The following is a 17,235-nucleotide window of genomic DNA, read 5'->3' on the forward strand; positions in this document are numbered from 1 at the left end:
AAGGAGACCTCCATGCACTTCAAGAAACTTGCTATCACCACCCTGCTGCTCTGCGCCTTGCCTGCGGTCAGCCAGGCCCGTGACACGGCGGTTTACCTGCCATTCGACAAAGCCGTCGCCGAAGCCACCCGCTCCGGCAAAATCGATGGCAGCGTGAAGTTCTATCTGGCCGGCAACACCCCGGCCGGCAAAGTCAGCGTCATCAGCCCCGGCGCCGTGACCAACAAGAAGACCAACGCCTTCAACAAGTCCGATGCAGAAGCCTGCGAATGGGTTGCACAGTCGGCCATCATCAGCCTGCACCAGGCCGCGAAAAGCGCCGGCGCCAATGCCGTGACCAACATCGTCAGCTTCTACAAGAGCAACGAGCGCAAGGATGCGCAGACCTACGAATGCCACGCCGGCGCGATCATGGCGGGTGTTGCGTTGAAGGGTGACCTGGCGAAGGTTCAGTAAACGCCAGAAACGACAAAGGGCGCCTTTGGGCGCCCTTTCACAAACAGGTTGGCTTGTCATGGCCGATTACCTGTCTGGCTCTGCGATGGCTGGTTACCCAGGATCCTCAGAGTCTCACAAGCCCCTTACGGGAACCCCCACAGTATTGCCTGAATTGGATTGCCGGACAACGGCTGGCGTTTGGCCTTGCCGCGCCACCCCTGCTGCCATTACAGCCCAAGCGCGAGTCTAACGGCGGCTTTGACCGCAGAAAACTCGTCTATTGCAAGATGTGAAATCAGGTAAACGCGCCGTCCTTCTCGATCCTTGCTTTTTATACGGTCAAGCCGAGAAAGGCTAACTGTCGCCACCATGTCGCACTTTGCCCAGCATGTGGGGCTGGCGCCCTGCAGATGACTTGCGAGTTCAAGGTGGTGACCAAGCATGATATCGGGCGCCGTAGTACTCAGTGGCACGACGGTTACCAACAAGCTGTTAGTCCTGTGTTTACGTATGACAACTACGGGTCTGATCTTGACCATCTCAGGGACTTCATACCCCCTAAAATCACAAATCAGCACACTGCCCTCCTTGGGCTGGTAACGAAGTGGCATCCGTTGCGCTCACTGAAAAGAACCGATTTTGCGCAAAAAACGGAGTTTTCACTAAGGCTGTTCCGTTACTGAAAATGTAAGTTTCGCTACTGACTTCAACCTGCAACCTGAACACGCAGCATCTACACTCCCTCAAACCACATCAGCACCATGCCTGCCCGCGCTTCTCTTTCACCGTCAAGGAGATGACCATGCAAGTGAAAGCCCTGATTGCCGCCGCGCTTCTCACTCTGCTGCCGAGCGCCAGCCACGCCACCAACCTCATGTATATGCCGTTCGAAACCGTGCTGTCGGATGCCATTCGCGCAGGTCGGCTGGATGGCAGTGTGAGGTTTTATCTGGTCGGCAACGGGCCGCAGGGCACTCAGCAGTTGTTGCGCCGTGGTGTGATCAGTGATCTGAGCACCAATGGTTTCAACAAGAGCGATCACGATTCCTGCGAATGGGTGCTGCAGTCGAATCTGATCAAGTTGCAGGCCGATGCCAAGCGGGTCGGGGCGAATGCGGTGGTCAATATCGTCAGTTACTACGACCAGCATGTGCGCAAGGATTTGAATACGTACGAGTGCCGGGCAGGGATTTTTGTCACGCGGGTGGCGTTGAAGGGGGATCTGGTGCGGTTGCCATAACGGCAAGATCAAAAGATCGCAGCCTGCGGCAGCTCCTACAGGGATCAATGCAGGAGCTTCCGAAGGCTGCGATCTGTTAGGCGGACTCGACCTTGCGCGTGAGCAGGTCAACAAACGCCTTTGCCATCGGCGATTTCTGATCCTTGCGCTGTACCAGCCACACTGCAGACACCGCCTCCGGATCGAGCAACGGTCGATAGACCACGCCATCGATGCGCATCCGCTGGTAGGACGCCGGCAGCACCGATACTCCCAGCCCCGCTGCGACCAGACCGATGATGGTCATCGCCTCCCCAGCCTCTTGCGCGAAGTGCGGGCTGAACCCGGCATCCCGCGCCAGGCTGAGCAATTGCGCATACAACCCGCTGCCGTAACTGCGCGGAAAGAACACGAACGGCTCCAGCGCCAGCGCCGAGAGGAACAGCCCTTCTTCACTGCCCTGCGCCAGCGGATGCTTGGAACCGAGCACCGCGACCAGCGGCTCACGCATCAACTCGACCACGCTCAGCGAATCCGGCAACCCCAGCGGGCGCATGATCCCCACCTCGATCGACTGATCCACTAACGCATCTGCGACCATCGTGCTGCTCATCTCGCGCAAGTTGAGGTGCACCGCCGGGAAGCGCTGACGAAAGGCAAAGATCGCCTGCGGAATCGTCGAGTTGAACGGCGCTGACGAGGTAAAACCAATCTTCAACTCGCCCAATTCCCCCAACTGCGCACGTCGCGCGACGTCCGCCGCTTTATCGACCTGCGCCAGCACCAGCCGTGCTTCTTCGAGAAACAAGCGACCGGCCTCGCTCAGCTCGACCCGACGGTTGGTCCGCTCGAACAGTCGCGCGCCGACTTCCTGTTCCAGCGCCTGAATCTGCTGGCTCAGCGGCGGCTGGGAGATACCCAGCACCTGTGCGGCGCGGCCGAAATGCAGTTCTTCGGCGACGGCGATGAAGTAGCGCAGATGACGAAATTCCATGGATATCCCATTAGGTCGTAAAAGCTATCAAACAGGTCGAACAATATATTGGATAGAAACATTAGCCAGCTATATGATTTTTTCATTGCCTGCCTGGCCGTGCCCTCCGAGGTCTGAAGTGAAAACTGCTGTTGCGCCCCTTGCCCATGAAGTCCCGCCCGCTGCGGCGGACGATGTCGTCGCCGAGCTGCAAGAAATCTACATCGAAAAAGGCACACCGATGTTCATGCGCACGGTACTGGCGCTGTTCAGCGGCGGGTTCGCGACGTTTGCCTTGCTGTACTGCGTGCAGCCGATGATGCCGCTGTTGTCCCACGAGTACGGAATCAACGCGGCGCAAAGCAGCCTGATCCTCTCGGTAGCCACCGGCATGCTCGCCATCGGCCTGCTGATCACCGGGCCGATTTCCGATCGGGTCGGGCGCAAACCGGTGATGGTGACCGCGCTGTTCGCGGCGGCGCTGTGCACCATGGCCAGTGCAATGATGCCGAGTTGGGAAGGTGTGCTGATCATGCGCGCGCTGATCGGGCTGTCGCTGAGCGGACTGGCGGCGGTGGCAATGACGTATCTGAGTGAAGAAATTCATCCGCAACACATCGGCCTGGCGATGGGTTTGTACATCGGCGGCAACGCGATTGGCGGGATGAGCGGGAGGTTGATCACCGGTGTGTTGATCGACTTCGTCAGCTGGCACACGGCGATGCTGGTGATCGGTGGCCTGGCGATGATTGCCGCGGCGGTGTTCTGGAAGATCCTCCCGGAATCACGCAACTTCCGCTCGCGTTCGCTGCACCCGCGTAGCTTGCTCGACGGCTTCACCATGCACTTTCGCGATGCCGGTTTACCGCTGCTGTTTCTTGAAGCGTTCGTGCTGATGGGCGCGTTCGTCACGTTGTTCAACTACATCGGTTATCGCTTGCTGGCGGCGCCGTACAACCTCGATCAGGTGTTCGTGGGCTTGCTGTCGGTGGTTTACCTGTCGGGTATCTACAGTTCGGCGAAGATTGGTTCACTGGCGGACAAGCTGGGACGACGCAAAGTGCTGTGGGCGACCATTGCGCTGATGTTCGCCGGCCTTGCGCTGACGATGTTTACGCCGCTGCTGCTGGTGATTGTCGGCATGCTGATTTTCACCTTTGGCTTCTTTGGCGCGCATTCGGTGGCGAGTAGCTGGATCGGTCGTCGCGCGACCAAGGCCAAGGGGCAGGCGTCGTCGTTGTATCTGTTCAGTTATTACGCCGGGTCGAGCATTGCCGGGACGGCGGGCGGGGTGTTCTGGCATCTCGGCGGGTGGAATGGCATAGGCCTGTTTATTGGTGCGCTGTTGCTGATCGCGCTGCTGGTGGCGTTGAAGCTGGCGAAGTTGCCGCCGCTGCAGAGTGTCAAAGCCTGACACAAAAACCCTGTAGGAGTGAGCCTGCTCGCGATAGCGGTGAGTCAGTCGCTGAACGTACTGGCTGACACACCGCTATCGCGAGCAGGCTCACTCCTACAATTGATCTGTGTCCGACATTGAATCGTGCAAACAAAAACGCCCGGCATTTAGCCGGGCGTTTTTTATGGTGTGGCGATCACTCGTGATACTGCGCCGACAACTCATGCACCGCACGCAAAAACGCACCCGCATGCTCCGGATCAACCTCAGGTGTGATGCCATGGCCGAGGTTGAACACGTGACCGCTGCCCTTGCCATAACTTGCCAGAATGCGCCCGACTTCGGTGCGGATCGCTTCCGGTTTTGCGTAAAGCACGGTCGGATCCATGTTGCCCTGCAGGGCAACCTTGTCGCCGACACGGGCGCGGGCGTTGCCGATGTCGCAGGTCCAGTCCAGGCCCAATGCGTCGGCACCAGCCTCGGCGATGCTTTCCAGCCACAGGCCGCCGTTCTTGGTGAAGAGGATCACCGGCACTTTGCGACCGTCGTGCTCGCGGATCAGGCCGCTGACGATTTTCTTCATGTAGGCCAGCGAGAACTCCTGGTACGCCGCCGCCGACAGGTTGCCGCCCCAGGTATCGAAGATCTGCACCGCTTGTGCGCCGGCCATGATCTGGCCGTTGAGGTATGAGGTCACCGACTGCGCCAGTTTATCCAGCAGCAGGTGCATGGCCTGCGGGTTGTCGTAGAGCATCGCTTTGGTCTTGCGGAAGTCTTTCGACGAGCCGCCTTCGACCATGTAGGTCGCCAAGGTCCACGGGCTGCCGGAGAAGCCGATCAGCGGCACACGACCGTTCAGCTCGCGACGGATGGTGCTCACCGCGTCCATCACGTAGCCGAGGTCTTTGTGTGGATCAGGGATCGGCAGGGCTTCGATATCAGCAAGGGTGCTGACGACTTTCTTGAAGCGCGGGCCTTCACCGGTCTCGAAGTACAGGCCTTGGCCCATGGCGTCGGGGATGGTGAGGATGTCGGAAAAGAGGATCGCCGCGTCCAGTTGTGGATAGCGGTCGAGCGGTTGCATCGTGACTTCGCAGGCGAATTCCGGATTCATGCACAGGCTCATGAAATCACCGGCCTGGGCGCGGCTGGCGCGGTATTCCGGCAGGTAGCGGCCGGCTTGACGCATCATCCACACCGGGGTGACGTCTACGGGTTGCTTGAGCAGGGCGCGGAGGAAACGGTCGTTCTTCAGGGCAGTCATGTCGGCATCCGGAAAAAAAGTGCGGGCATTTTCTCAGAGCGCGACGCAAAAGGCACGGATGCAGGTCAGCCTTTTGTCTATCGGGTCAATTTATTGCGTTGGAATGCAGATTTTGCAGCACCCAAAAACAACTGTAGGAGTGAGCCTGCTCGCGATAGCGGAGTATCAGTCAATGCATCAGGTGACTGATCTACCGCCATCGCGAGCAGGCTCACTCCTACAAAGTATTGCGTTGTTTTTTAGACGCCCAGGTAATCAAGGATCCCTTCGGCGGCGTTGCGGCCTTCGAAGATGGCCGTCACCACCAGGTCGGAACCGCGCACCATGTCGCCACCGGCGAAGATTTTCGGGTTGCTGGTCTGGTGCTTGTACTGACCTTGCTCAGGCGCAACGACGCGGCCCTGGCTGTCGGTCTGGATCTCGAACTGTTCGAACCACGGCGCCGGGCTCGGGCGGAAACCGAAGGCGATGACCACGGCGTCAGCCGGGATGATCTCTTCGGAGCCCGGGATCGGCTCGGGGCTGCGACGGCCACGGGCGTCCGGTTCGCCGAGACGGGTCTCGACCACTTTGACGCCTTCAACCTTGTCTTCGCCGACGATGGCGATCGGCTGGCGGTTGTAGAGGAATTTCACGCCTTCTTCCTTGGCGTTCTTCACCTCTTTGCGCGAGCCGGGCATGTTCGCTTCGTCACGACGATAAGCGCAGGTCACCGACTTGGCGCCCTGACGGATCGACGTGCGGTTGCAGTCCATCGCCGTGTCGCCGCCGCCGAGCACCACAACCTTCTTGCCTTTCATGTCGACGAAATCTTCCGGCGACTTTTCAAAGCCCAGGTTGCGATTGACGTTGGCGATCAGGAAGTCCAGTGCGTCATAAACGCCCGGCAGATCCTCACCGGCAAAACCGCCCTTCATGTAGGTGTAGGTGCCCATGCCCATGAACACTGCATCGTATTCGGCGAGCAGTTGCTCCATGGTCACGTCTTTGCCGACTTCGGTGTTCAGGCGGAACTCGATGCCCATGCCGGTGAAGACTTCGCGACGATTGCTCAGCACGGTCTTTTCCAGCTTGAACTCGGGGATGCCAAAGGTCAGCAAGCCACCGATTTCCGGGTTCTTGTCGAACACCACCGGGGTCACGCCACCACGCACCAGCACGTCGGCACAACCGAGACCCGCCGGACCTGCACCGATGATCGCGACACGTTTGCCGGTCGGCTTGACCTTGGACATGTCCGGGCGCCAGCCCATGGCGAATGCGGTGTCGGTGATGTACTTCTCGACCGAACCGATGGTCACCGCGCCGAAACCGTCGTTAAGGGTGCAGGCACCCTCGCACAGACGATCCTGCGGACACACCCGGCCGCAGACTTCCGGCAGGGTGTTGGTCTGGTGCGACAGCTCGGCGGCCTGAAGGATGTTGCCCTCGGCCACCAGCTTCAACCAGTTGGGAATGAAGTTGTGCACCGGGCACTTCCATTCGCAATACGGGTTGCCGCAACCCAGGCAGCGGTGGGCCTGATCGGCCGACTGCTGGGGTTTGAACGGTTCGTAGATTTCGACGAACTCTTTCTTGCGTTGACGCAACAGTTTCTTCTTCGGATCTTTGCGCCCGACATCGATGAACTGGAAGTCGTTATTCAGACGTTCAGCCATTGTTAAAACCTCATCAAACTCTTCAGGCGCATATCACTGCGGGTTGGCACGAGTGCTGGAAAGCAACGACTTCAGGTTGGCAGCCTTGGGCTTGACCAGCCAGAAACGGCGCAGGTAGTCATCGAGGTTTTCGGCGAGTTCACGACCCCACTCGCTGTCGGTTTCCGCGACGTACTCGTTCAGCACGTTTTGCAGGTGGCTGCGATAGGCTTCCATCGCCTCGCCGCTGATCCGCTGGATTTCCACCAGTTCGTGGTTGACCCGGTCAACGAAGGTGTTGTCCTGATCGAGCACGTAGGCGAAACCACCGGTCATGCCAGAGCCGAAGTTGTAACCGGTCTTGCCCAGAACGCAGACAAAACCACCGGTCATGTACTCACAGCAGTGATCGCCAGTGCCTTCCACAACCGTGTGGGCACCGGAGTTACGCACGGCGAAACGCTCGCCTGCGGTGCCAGCAGCAAACAGCTTGCCGCCGGTGGCGCCATACAGGCAGGTGTTGCCGATGATGGCGCTTTCCTGAGTTTTGTAAACGCTACCCTTCGGCGGCACGATGGTCAGTTTGCCACCGGTCATGCCTTTGCCGACGTAGTCGTTGGCGTCGCCTTCAAGGTACATGTTCAGACCGCCGGCGTTCCACACACCGAAGCTCTGACCGGCAGTGCCCTTGAAGCGGAAGGTGATCGGCGCTTTCGCCATCCCCTGGTTGCCGTGCTTGCGGGCGATTTCGCCGGAGATCCGCGCGCCGATCGAACGGTCGCAGTTGCAGATGTCCAGGTCGAACTCGGCGCCGCTCATGTCGTTGATCGCCGACGAAGCCATCTCGACCATTTTCTCGGCCAGCAGGCCTTTGTCGAACGGCGGGTTGCGCTCAACGCCGCAGAACTGTGGCTTGTCCGCCGGAATGTGATCGCTGCCCAACAGCGGCGTCAGGTCCAGGTGGTTTTGCTTGGCGGTCTGGCCTTCGAGGATTTCCAGCAGATCGGTACGACCGATCAGCTCTTCGAGGGAGCGCACGCCGAGCTTGGCCAGCCACTCACGGGTTTCTTCGGCGACGTAGGTGAAGAAGTTCACCACCATGTCGACGGTACCGATGTAGTGGTCCTTGCGCAGCTTCTCGTTCTGCGTCGCAACGCCGGTGGCGCAGTTGTTCAGGTGGCAGATACGCAGGTATTTGCAGCCCAGCGCGATCATTGGCGCAGTACCAAAGCCGAAGCTTTCGGCGCCAAGGATCGCCGCCTTGATCACGTCGAGGCCGGTTTTCAGGCCGCCGTCGGTCTGCACCCGGACTTTGCCGCGCAGGTCGTTGCCGCGCAGGGTCTGGTGAGTTTCGGCGAGGCCGAGTTCCCACGGTGCGCCGGCGTATTTGATCGAGGTCAGCGGCGATGCACCGGTGCCACCGTCGTAGCCGGAGATGGTGATCAAGTCCGCATAGGCCTTGGCCACACCGGCGGCGATGGTGCCGACGCCCGCTTCAGCTACCAGCTTCACGGAAACCAGTGCTTTCGGGTTGACTTGTTTCAGGTCGAAAATCAGCTGCGACAAGTCTTCGATCGAGTAGATATCGTGATGCGGCGGTGGCGAAATCAGGGTTACGCCCGGCACTGCGTAACGCAGCTTGGCGATCAAACCGTTGACTTTACCGCCAGGCAGTTGCCCGCCCTCGCCCGGCTTGGCGCCTTGCGCGACCTTGATCTGCAGCACTTCGGCGTTGACCAGGTATTCCGGCGTTACCCCGAAACGGCCAGTCGCAACCTGCTTGATTTTCGAGCTCTTGATGGTGCCGTAACGTGCTGGATCCTCACCACCTTCGCCGGAGTTCGAACGCGCACCGAGGCGGTTCATGGCTTCGGCCAGGGCTTCGTGAGCTTCCGGCGACAGTGCGCCCAGCGAGATACCGGCGGAGTCGAAGCGCTTGAGCACCGATTCCAGCGGTTCGATTTCACTGATGTCCAGCGGCGTGTCGAGGGTCTTGACCTTGAACAGGTCGCGGATCATCGACACCGGACGGTTGTCCACCAGCGAGGTGTATTCCTTGAACTTGGCGTAGTCGCCCTGCTGCACGGCGGCTTGCAGGGTGTTGACCACGTCCGGGTTGTACGCGTGATATTCGCCGCCGTGGACGAACTTCAGCAGACCGCCCTGCTGGATCGGCTTGCGCGGACTCCAGGCTTCGCTGGCCAGTGCTTTCTGCTCGGCTTCGATGTCGACGAAACGCGCACCCTTGATGCGGCTTGGTACGCCACGGAAGCTCAGGTCGCAGACTTCTTCGGACAGGCCGATGGCTTCGAACAACTGCGCACCGCGGTACGACGCGATGGTCGAAATGCCCATCTTCGACAGAATTTTCAGCAGACCTTTGGTGATGCCTTTGCGGTAGTTCTTGAACACCTCATAGAGGTCGCCCAGCACTTCACCAGTACGGATCAGGTCACCCAGCACTTCGTACGCGAGGAACGGATAAACCGCCGAGGCACCGAAACCGATCAGCACCGCAAAGTGATGCGGGTCGCGAGCGGTCGCGGTTTCAACGAGGATGTTGGAATCGCAACGCAGGCCTTTTTCGGTCAGACGGTGGTGCACGGCACCGGTCGCCAGGGATGCGTGGATCGGCAGCTTGCCCGGGGCGATATGGCGGTCGCTCAGGACGATCTGGGTCCGCCCGGCGCGCACGGCTTCTTCAGCCTGATCGGCGACATTGCGGATTGCCGCTTCGAGGCCGACGCTTTCGTCGTAGTTGAGGTCGATGATCGCCCGTTCGAAACCCGGACGGTCGAGGTTCATCAGCGAGCGCCACTTGGCCGGCGAAATCACCGGCGAGCTGAGGATCACGCGCGAGGCATGCTCCGGCGACTCCTGGAAAATGTTGCGCTCGGCACCGAGGCAGATTTCCAGCGACATCACGATCGCTTCACGCAGCGGGTCGATCGGCGGGTTGGTGACCTGCGCGAACTGCTGGCGGAAATAGTCGTACGGCGTGCGCACACGTTGGGACAGCACGGCCATCGGCGTGTCGTCGCCCATCGAGCCAACGGCTTCGTAGCCTTGTTCGCCGAGCGGACGCAGGACCTGGTCGCGCTCTTCGAACGTGACTTGGTACATCTTCATGTATTGCTTGAGCTGATCGACGTCGTAAAAAGCCGAACCGTGGTCGTTGTCTTCCATGGTCGCCTGAATGCGCAGGGCGTTCTTGCGCAACCATTGCTTGTACGGATGACGGGATTTCAGACGGTTGTCGATCGCATCGGTGTCGAGGATCTGCCCGGTTTCGGTGTCCACGGCGAAGATCTGGCCAGGGCCGACACGGCCTTTGGCAATCACGTCTTCAGGCTTGTAGTCCCACACGCCGATTTCCGAGGCGAGGGTGATGAAGCCGTTGGTGGTGGTGACCCAGCGCGCCGGGCGCAGACCGTTACGGTCGAGCAGGCACACCGCGTAACGACCGTCGGTCATCACCACGCCGGCCGGGCCGTCCCACGGCTCCATGTGCATCGAGTTGTACTCGTAGAACGCACGCAGATCCGGGTCCATGGTTTCGACGTTCTGCCACGCTGGCGGAATGATCATCCGCACGCCACGGAACAGGTCGATGCCGCCGGTGACCATCAGCTCGAGCATGTTGTCCATGCTCGAGGAGTCGGAACCGACACGGTTGACCAGCGGGCCGAGCTCTTCCAGATCCATCAGATCATTGCTGAACTTGGTCCGACGGGCCTGCGCCCAGTTACGGTTACCAGTGATGGTGTTGATCTCGCCGTTGTGGGCGAGGAAGCGGAATGGCTGGGCCAGCGGCCATTTCGGCAGGGTGTTGGTGGAGAAGCGCTGGTGGAACACGCAGATTGCGGTTTGCAGGCGCTCGTCGCTCAGGTCTGGATAAAACGCGGCCAGATCGGCCGGCATCATCAGGCCTTTATAGATGATGGTCTTGTGCGAAAAGCTGCAGATGTAGTGGTCGGAATCGACGGCGTTGGCCACCGACGAACGACGACGCGCACTGAACAGCTTCACGGCCATGTCCTGATCACTCAGGCCTTCGCCGCCGATGTACACCTGCTCGATCTGTGGCAGGCGCTCAAGGGCCAGGCGGCCGAGGACGCTGGTGTCGATGGGCACTTTGCGCCAGCCGATCAGTTGCAGACCTTCAGCGAGGATCTCGCGGTTCATGTTTTCGCGAGCGGCTTCGGCCTTGACCGGGTCCTGGTTGAAGAAAACCATGCCCACCGCATATTGCTTGGGCAGCTCGACGCTGAAGGTTTCCTGGGCAATGGCACGCAGGAACGCATCAGGCTTCTGAATCAGCAGACCGCAACCGTCACCGGTCTTGCCGTCGGCATTAATCCCACCGCGGTGGGTCATGCAGGTCAGGGCCTCGATGGCCGTTGTCAAAAGGGTATGACTGGGTTCGCCCTGCATATGGGCTATCAGGCCGAAACCGCAGTTATCCTTGAATTCATCTGGTTGGTACAGACCTGCTTTCATAGACACTTTCTCACCAGGCTGCCTCTTTTCGAGGCAAATTTCTTTTCAATTCAACCACTTGCATCCCGCGCCGAACGTACGCCAGCTTAGCAGGGGCAAAAGGGTGGTCATTGTACACAGCGACACAGAGGCTCACAAATTTGACGACGAAATGTCGCAAATTCATGTCGCATTTGTGAAAGGTTTAAAGCGATCTGCTGTGCTAGTCAAAACTTTTTTAATTTTGACCGCAACGACTCAAAGACTACTGTGACGCAGACACCACAAGGCACGCGGCCTGTGAAGGCGGCGCGCACTCGTAGAAATTTTGAGGTGCTTGGAGAGGCGGCCTGGGTAAGGCCGCCGAATCTTCAGCGAGTTGTTGCCAGTTCCTGTTGGACGCTGGCGACAGTGCGAGGCCAAGGTTTACCAGCCTGAACCTTCGCTGGCAAGGCCTTGATGGCAGAAACGGCTGCATCACGATTGGCGAAGTTGCCGTAGGTGATCACGTAAAGCGGCTTGCCGTTGAGGACTTTCTTGAAATACCGGTACTCGCCGCCCTGCTCCTTGACGAAGTTTTGCGCGGCAGTTTCCGAACTGGTGCCGAGGATCTGCACCACATAGTTACCGGTCGGCTGACCGGCGTACCAACTGCCACCGGCGGCCTTGGCAACGGTGACCGGCTTCTCGGCCGGTTTGGCCGCAGCAACTGGCTTGGCTGGCGCTGGAGCAGGTTTTGCCGCTGGCGCTGCCGGAGCAGGCTTGGCGGTGGCAACCTGAGTTGGCGCTGGAGCGGGTTTGGCCGCCGGGACTGGCACCGGTGTCGGTGCAGGACCGGCCGGAACGCCTGCTGGTGGCGCGGAAGTGGTTACGGTAGGCGGTGTAGCGCTGGAGCCTTCCAACGGCACGCCGTCGTCGCCTTCAGTGATGCCACCAGCCTCTTCAGCCAGCGGACCACGCATGACCGGTTGCGAGTTACCGACCAGCGGCAACGGCATCGGCTGCGTGTTACCGGCGAATTCGACGGATGGATTTGCGCCATTGGCAGCGCCCTGGCCCAACGGCAACTGTGCCTGTTCATTGGCCGGAGCACCGGTGGTCGGCGCCTTGCTGCGACCTGGCATCAACCAGGCGGCGGCGACCGCGACCACGACGACGGCGGAAATCGCCAATACGTGTTTCTTCGGCATGTTGAACCCCATACTTGGACGCTTCACCGCAGAGCGGCTGGCAATCATGACTTCGATCAGTGCATCGCGAGCAACCTGGTTGATGTTGCCAGGCCAACCCTCGGAGCTTTCGTGAATATCAGAGATCTGATCCGCGGTGAAAAGTTCGACACCACGGCCCGCACCTTCGAGCCGCTGGTCGAGATACTCGCGTGTCTCTTCTTCGGTGTACGGCTGCAATTCGATGACGTGGAAGCGCTCTTCCTCGAGGTGCAAGGCCTCGAGTTGCGCGATCAGCGACGACTCGCCGAACAGGAACACGTGCGGGCGACCTTCCGGTGCACCGGCACCCAGCGCCATCAGCGCTTCAAGCGCGGATTCGTCGAGCTGCTCGGCATCATCCACCAGCAGATAGACCTCCTGGCCGGTCAGCGCCAGTTGTACCACTTGCGCCAGAATCGCACCGACGTCGGCCTGAGCCACATCCAGCGCCTGAGCGACCTGACGCAGCACGCCAGCGGCATCGCCAGCGCCGCGGGCGGAAACCACCACGCTCTGCACCGACTGCTTGTTGGTACTGGCCACCAAGGCCTGACGCAGCAGAGTCTTGCCGCTGCCTTGCGGACCGGTAACCACCAACAGCAACTGGCTGTAACGCGCCAGGTGATGCAACTGCCCCAGCACCGGTTTGCGCTGGGCCGGGAAGAATTTGAAGCCCGGCACGCGCGGCGCGAACGGGTCGTGACTTAACTGGAAATGGCCGAGGAACGCCTCGTCGGCATGCAAACTAGTCATCGGAATCTTATTAACCTTTAAGCTGAGCCAGGGCGCGGTAATCCGCTCCCAGCGTGGCCTGTAGAACCTCTTTCGGATAATCGTCGGTCACCACCGCTTCGCCCATCCGGCGCAGCAGCACCAGGCGCAGACGACCGTCGATCACTTTTTTATCAATTGCCATATGTTCGAGAAAGTCGGCCTCGGTCATTTCCTCAGGCGGAATCACCGGCAGACCGGCGCGCAGGAACAGACGGGTGCCGCGATCACGTTCTTCAAAGCTGATCCAGCCCAGACGCGCGGACATTTCCAGCGCCATCACGGTGCCCGCCGCGACCGCCTCACCATGCAGCCAGACACCATAGCCCATGTGGGTTTCGATGGCGTGGCCGAAGGTGTGGCCGAGGTTGAGCGTGGCGCGCACGCCGGTTTCCTTTTCATCGGCGCCGACCACCGCCGCCTTGGCCGCGCAGGAGCGCTCGATGGCATAGGTCAGGGCTTTTTGATCCAGTGCGCGCAGGGCGTCGACGTTGTCTTCGAGCCAGGTCAGGAACGGCTCGTCACAGATCAGCCCGTACTTGATGACTTCTGCCAGGCCTGCGGACAGCTCGCGTTCTGGCAGGGTTTTCAGGGACGCGGTATCGATCAGCACCACGTTCGGCTGATAGAACGCGCCGACCATGTTCTTGCCCAGCGGATGGTTGATACCGGTCTTGCCGCCCACCGACGAATCGACCTGGGACAACAATGTCGTAGGAATCTGGATGAAATCGACACCGCGCTGGTAACAGGCCGCGGCGAAGCCGGCCATGTCGCCGATCACACCGCCGCCAAGGGCGATCACGGTGGTGCGGCGGTCATGCCGGGCGGTCAGCAGACCGTCGAAGATCAGTTGCAGGGTTTCCCAGTTCTTGAAGGCTTCGCCGTCCGGCAAAACCACGGAGATCACCGAGAACTGCGCCAGGCTGCGGGTCAGACGTTCAAGATAGAGCGGCGCAACGGTCTCGTTGGAGATGATTGCCACCTGCCGCCCATGGATATGCGGCGCCAGCAGTTCAGGCTGATCCAACAAACCTTCGCCAATATGAATCGGGTAGCTGCGCTCGCCTAAATCGACCTTGAGTGTCTGCATGTGTCCCCACAGTGAAGATGGAAGCAGGCGTCCTGCCCTGAATTATTGGTTATCTGCGGCCTGTAGCGGGTATGACGTCGCTCGCACGCTAGCCGCCACAACCTCGCAGGGCTGTGACAGGACGCCGAGGATAGCGCATTTCGAGCGATGCTTTAACGGGGTGGAAGCTGTGCCAGACGATCGAGAATGTCGAGCACTACCATGCGCGGCGGCCGTTCGTCGGTTTCCACCACCAGATCGGCGATTTCCCGATAAAGCGGATCGCGGATCGCCAGCAGGTCACGCAGGGTTTTTTCTGGATTGGCGGTGCGCAGCAACGGCCGGTTGCGATCACGCGACGTGCGGCCAACCTGCTGTTCGACGGAGGCATGCAGATACACCACTCGCCCGCCCTCATGCAGGGCCTTGCGGTTGGCATCACGCATGACTGCGCCACCGCCGGTCGCCAGGACCACGCCGTCAAACGCGCAGAGCTCGGCGATCATCGCCTGCTCACGGTCACGAAAGCCCGGTTCACCTTCTTTATCGAAGATCCACGGAATATTGGCGCCCGTGCGCAGTTCAATTTCCTTGTCGGAATCTTTGAACGGCAGGCGCAGCTCTTTGGCCAGCAGCCGGCCGATGGTGCTTTTTCCAGCGCCCATCGGTCCTACAAGAATCAAATTTCGCACAGAATCAATGACTCACAGCAATCGCCTGATTGTTCATGATACGCGGAGTGAGAAACACCAGCAGCTCGGATTTTTTCTCCGAAACCACATCACGCCGGAAAAGGCGGCCAAGATACGGCACATCGCCAAGAAATGGCACCTTATCTACAACCTTGCTTTGAGTATTTGAGAAAACACCGCCAATCACGATGGTTTCGCCGTCGTTCACCAAGACTTTGGCATTGACCTCGTTTTTCTTGATCGGCGGCACATCCTGCACTTTGTTCAGGTAATCCGGTTCGTCCTTGGTGACCTTGACCTCCATGATGATGCGGTTATCGGGGGTGATCTGCGGCGTGACTTCCAGAGACAACGAAGCCTCTTTGAACGACACCGAAGTGGCGCCGCTGGAGCTGGCTTCCTGATACGGTATCTCGGTGCCCTTGAGGATCTTCGCGGTTTCTTTGTCGGAGGTGACGACCTTTGGCTGCGAGACAATTTCGCCGTTGCCGGTTTTCTCCATGGCTGTCAGCTCCAGATCGAGCAAGACGTTGTCGGTAATGAAAGCGATGCCGATCCCCGAGGTGTTGTTGACGGTGCCCATGTCGACGAACGGTGAGTTGGTACTGGTACTGCCCGGCGTGCCGATGGTCGTAGAAGAACCGTTGCTGACCCCGGAGGTATTCCAGTTGCCCTTGTTCTGCACCGACCCGCCCCAACGCACACCCAGGCTCTTGTCGTAATCGACGTTGGCTTCGACGATGCGTGCCTCGATCATCACCTGGCGCACCGGAATATCCAGTTGCGCCACGATGCGCCGCAGTTCGTCGAGGCGATCCTGGGTCTGGTAGGCAATGATGTTGTTGGTCCGCTCATCGACAGTAATCGAGCCACGCTCGTCGATTTTCGCTTCGGCACTGGTCACCGACTGGAACAGTTTGGCGATGTCCGCCGCCTTGGCGTAATTGACCTGCAGCAGCTCACGACGCAACGGCGCCAGTTCGGCGATCTGCTTTTGCGATTCCAGTTCCTGGCGTTCGCGCGCGGCGATCTCATCGGCCGGTGCGACCAGCAGTACATTGCCGACCTTGCGCTTATCCAGCCCCTTGGTTTTCAGCACCAGATCCAGCGCCTGATCCCAAGGTACGTTCTGCAGACGCAGGGTAATGCCGCCCTGCACCGTATCGCTGGCGACAAGATTGAGGTTGGTGAAGTCGGCGATCAGTTGCAGCACCGAACGAACATCGATGTCCTGGAAATTCAGCGAGAGCTTTTCGCCGACATAGCTGTTGCGGTCGGCATTGCGCTTTTGCAGGTCGTCGACCGTCATCGGACGGATGCTGACGGTCAGCTTGTTGTCGGTCTGGAAGGTTGAGTATTCGTAGGTGCCGCTGGGCTCGACAGTAATAACCGTGCGATCACCGGTCACGGCGGCATTGACGAACTGCACCGGTGTGGCGAAATCCTTGACGTCGAGGCGCACTCGCAACTTTTCTGGCAACTGCGTACGGGCAAAGCCGAGAATGATCTTGCCGTCATGTTCCTGGATATCCGGGGCGATGGTCGGGTCGGACAGATCGATGACCACGTTACCCTCACCTGTCGTACCACGCTGAAAATCCACGCCGCGAATGGCCCGGCTTTTCGGCACAAATGCCTTGGCCGGTGCCGCCACAGGGCGTGGCGCAATGGCAGCAGGTCGTGGCGCGGCAACTGGCGCACCCTGCCCGACCGTCACGAACAGATTATTGCCCTCGACTCGCGTGTTGTAAGGCGCCAGCTGGGTGAGGCTGACGATCAGCCGCGTCCTGTCCCTGGCCTCGACTACCGTGGCAGTGCGCGCATTGCCGCTGCCCAGATCGAGGTTCTTGCTGGCCAACTGACTGGACACACCCGGCAAGTCGAGAGCGATCCGCGCCGGTGATTCGGTGGTGTAACCCTTGGGCTGGGGCGGTGCGCCGTCGAACGATAGTTTCAGCTCGACGCGATCACCCGGCAACGCTGCCACGTCCAGCGTTTTCAGGTTGGCCGCGAGTACCATCGGCGACAACAGCGCTATCCATAGCGAAAAACCGAAGGTTGAGAAAATCCTGTTCATTGTTCG

The 17,235-nt window shown here is 59.8% G+C and carries 12 protein-coding genes; 3 read left to right on the forward strand and 9 right to left on the reverse strand.

Annotated features, from left to right (window positions below; all coding sequences use genetic code 11):
* Window positions 1-12 precede the first annotated feature (12 nt).
* On the forward strand, window positions 13-456 hold the full coding sequence (locus CQ009_RS10510; protein WP_105706012.1) for an excinuclease: 444 nt from the start codon (window positions 13-15) through the stop codon (window positions 454-456).
* A 209-nt stretch (window positions 457-665) separates the two neighbouring features.
* Here the strand turns inward: CQ009_RS10510 and CQ009_RS10515 are convergent, their stop codons facing one another.
* Complete coding sequence (locus CQ009_RS10515; protein ID WP_105706014.1) at window positions 666-1,049, reverse strand: type II toxin-antitoxin system PemK/MazF family toxin; 384 nt, start codon at window positions 1,047-1,049, stop codon at window positions 666-668.
* Between the two features lie 191 nt (window positions 1,050-1,240).
* On the opposite strand from CQ009_RS10515, the gene CQ009_RS10520 reads away from it, so the two are divergent.
* Entirely contained in the window at window positions 1,241-1,678 is a 438-nt protein-coding gene (locus tag CQ009_RS10520; protein ID WP_105706016.1) for an excinuclease, read from the forward strand.
* A gap of 76 nt (window positions 1,679-1,754) precedes the next feature.
* Here the strand turns inward: CQ009_RS10520 and CQ009_RS10525 are convergent, their stop codons facing one another.
* Complete coding sequence (locus CQ009_RS10525; protein ID WP_064388862.1) at window positions 1,755-2,651, reverse strand: LysR family transcriptional regulator; 897 nt, start codon at window positions 2,649-2,651, stop codon at window positions 1,755-1,757.
* Between the two features lie 118 nt (window positions 2,652-2,769).
* On the opposite strand from CQ009_RS10525, the gene CQ009_RS10530 reads away from it, so the two are divergent.
* Complete coding sequence (locus CQ009_RS10530; RefSeq protein ID WP_064388863.1) at window positions 2,770-4,044, forward strand: MFS transporter; 1,275 nt, start codon at window positions 2,770-2,772, stop codon at window positions 4,042-4,044.
* A gap of 178 nt (window positions 4,045-4,222) precedes the next feature.
* On the opposite strand, the gene hemE is transcribed toward CQ009_RS10530, so the two are convergent.
* The 7 genes from hemE to pilQ all read right to left on the reverse strand — a co-directional run bounded on the left by hemE (window position 4,223) and on the right by pilQ (window position 17,229).
* Entirely contained in the window at window positions 4,223-5,290 is a 1,068-nt protein-coding gene (gene hemE, locus CQ009_RS10535; RefSeq protein WP_008077242.1) for a uroporphyrinogen decarboxylase, read from the reverse strand.
* A gap of 239 nt (window positions 5,291-5,529) precedes the next feature.
* The gene (locus CQ009_RS10545) at window positions 5,530-6,948 is read right to left on the reverse strand and encodes an FAD-dependent oxidoreductase (protein WP_007909438.1); all 1,419 of its coding nucleotides are present in this window, start codon (window positions 6,946-6,948) and stop codon (window positions 5,530-5,532) included.
* Between the two features lie 33 nt (window positions 6,949-6,981).
* A complete protein-coding gene (gene gltB, locus CQ009_RS10550) occupies window positions 6,982-11,427 on the reverse strand; it encodes a glutamate synthase large subunit (protein ID WP_064388864.1) in 4,446 nt (1,481 codons plus the stop codon).
* 350 nt (window positions 11,428-11,777) lie between these two features.
* Window positions 11,778-13,370 carry an AAA family ATPase gene (locus CQ009_RS10560; RefSeq protein ID WP_064388865.1) on the reverse strand — a complete coding sequence of 531 codons (1,593 nt, stop codon included), beginning with the start codon at window positions 13,368-13,370 and terminating at the stop codon, window positions 11,778-11,780.
* Window positions 13,371-13,380: 10 nt separating this feature from the next.
* A complete protein-coding gene (gene aroB / locus CQ009_RS10565; protein ID WP_105706018.1) occupies window positions 13,381-14,481 on the reverse strand; it encodes a 3-dehydroquinate synthase in 1,101 nt (366 codons plus the stop codon).
* 152 nt (window positions 14,482-14,633) lie between these two features.
* Window positions 14,634-15,152 (reverse strand): shikimate kinase AroK, encoded by a 519-nt coding sequence (gene aroK / locus CQ009_RS10570; RefSeq protein ID WP_011332081.1) that lies wholly within the window; start codon window positions 15,150-15,152, stop codon window positions 14,634-14,636.
* A 4-nt stretch (window positions 15,153-15,156) separates the two neighbouring features.
* Window positions 15,157-17,229 carry a type IV pilus secretin PilQ gene (pilQ, locus tag CQ009_RS10575; protein WP_105706020.1) on the reverse strand — a complete coding sequence of 691 codons (2,073 nt, stop codon included), beginning with the start codon at window positions 17,227-17,229 and terminating at the stop codon, window positions 15,157-15,159.
* Window positions 17,230-17,235: the final 6 nt, after the last annotated feature.

Source organism: Pseudomonas sp. MYb2 (genome assembly GCF_002979955.1).
In the GTDB taxonomy this organism is placed as follows: Bacteria; Pseudomonadota; Gammaproteobacteria; order Pseudomonadales; family Pseudomonadaceae; genus Aquipseudomonas.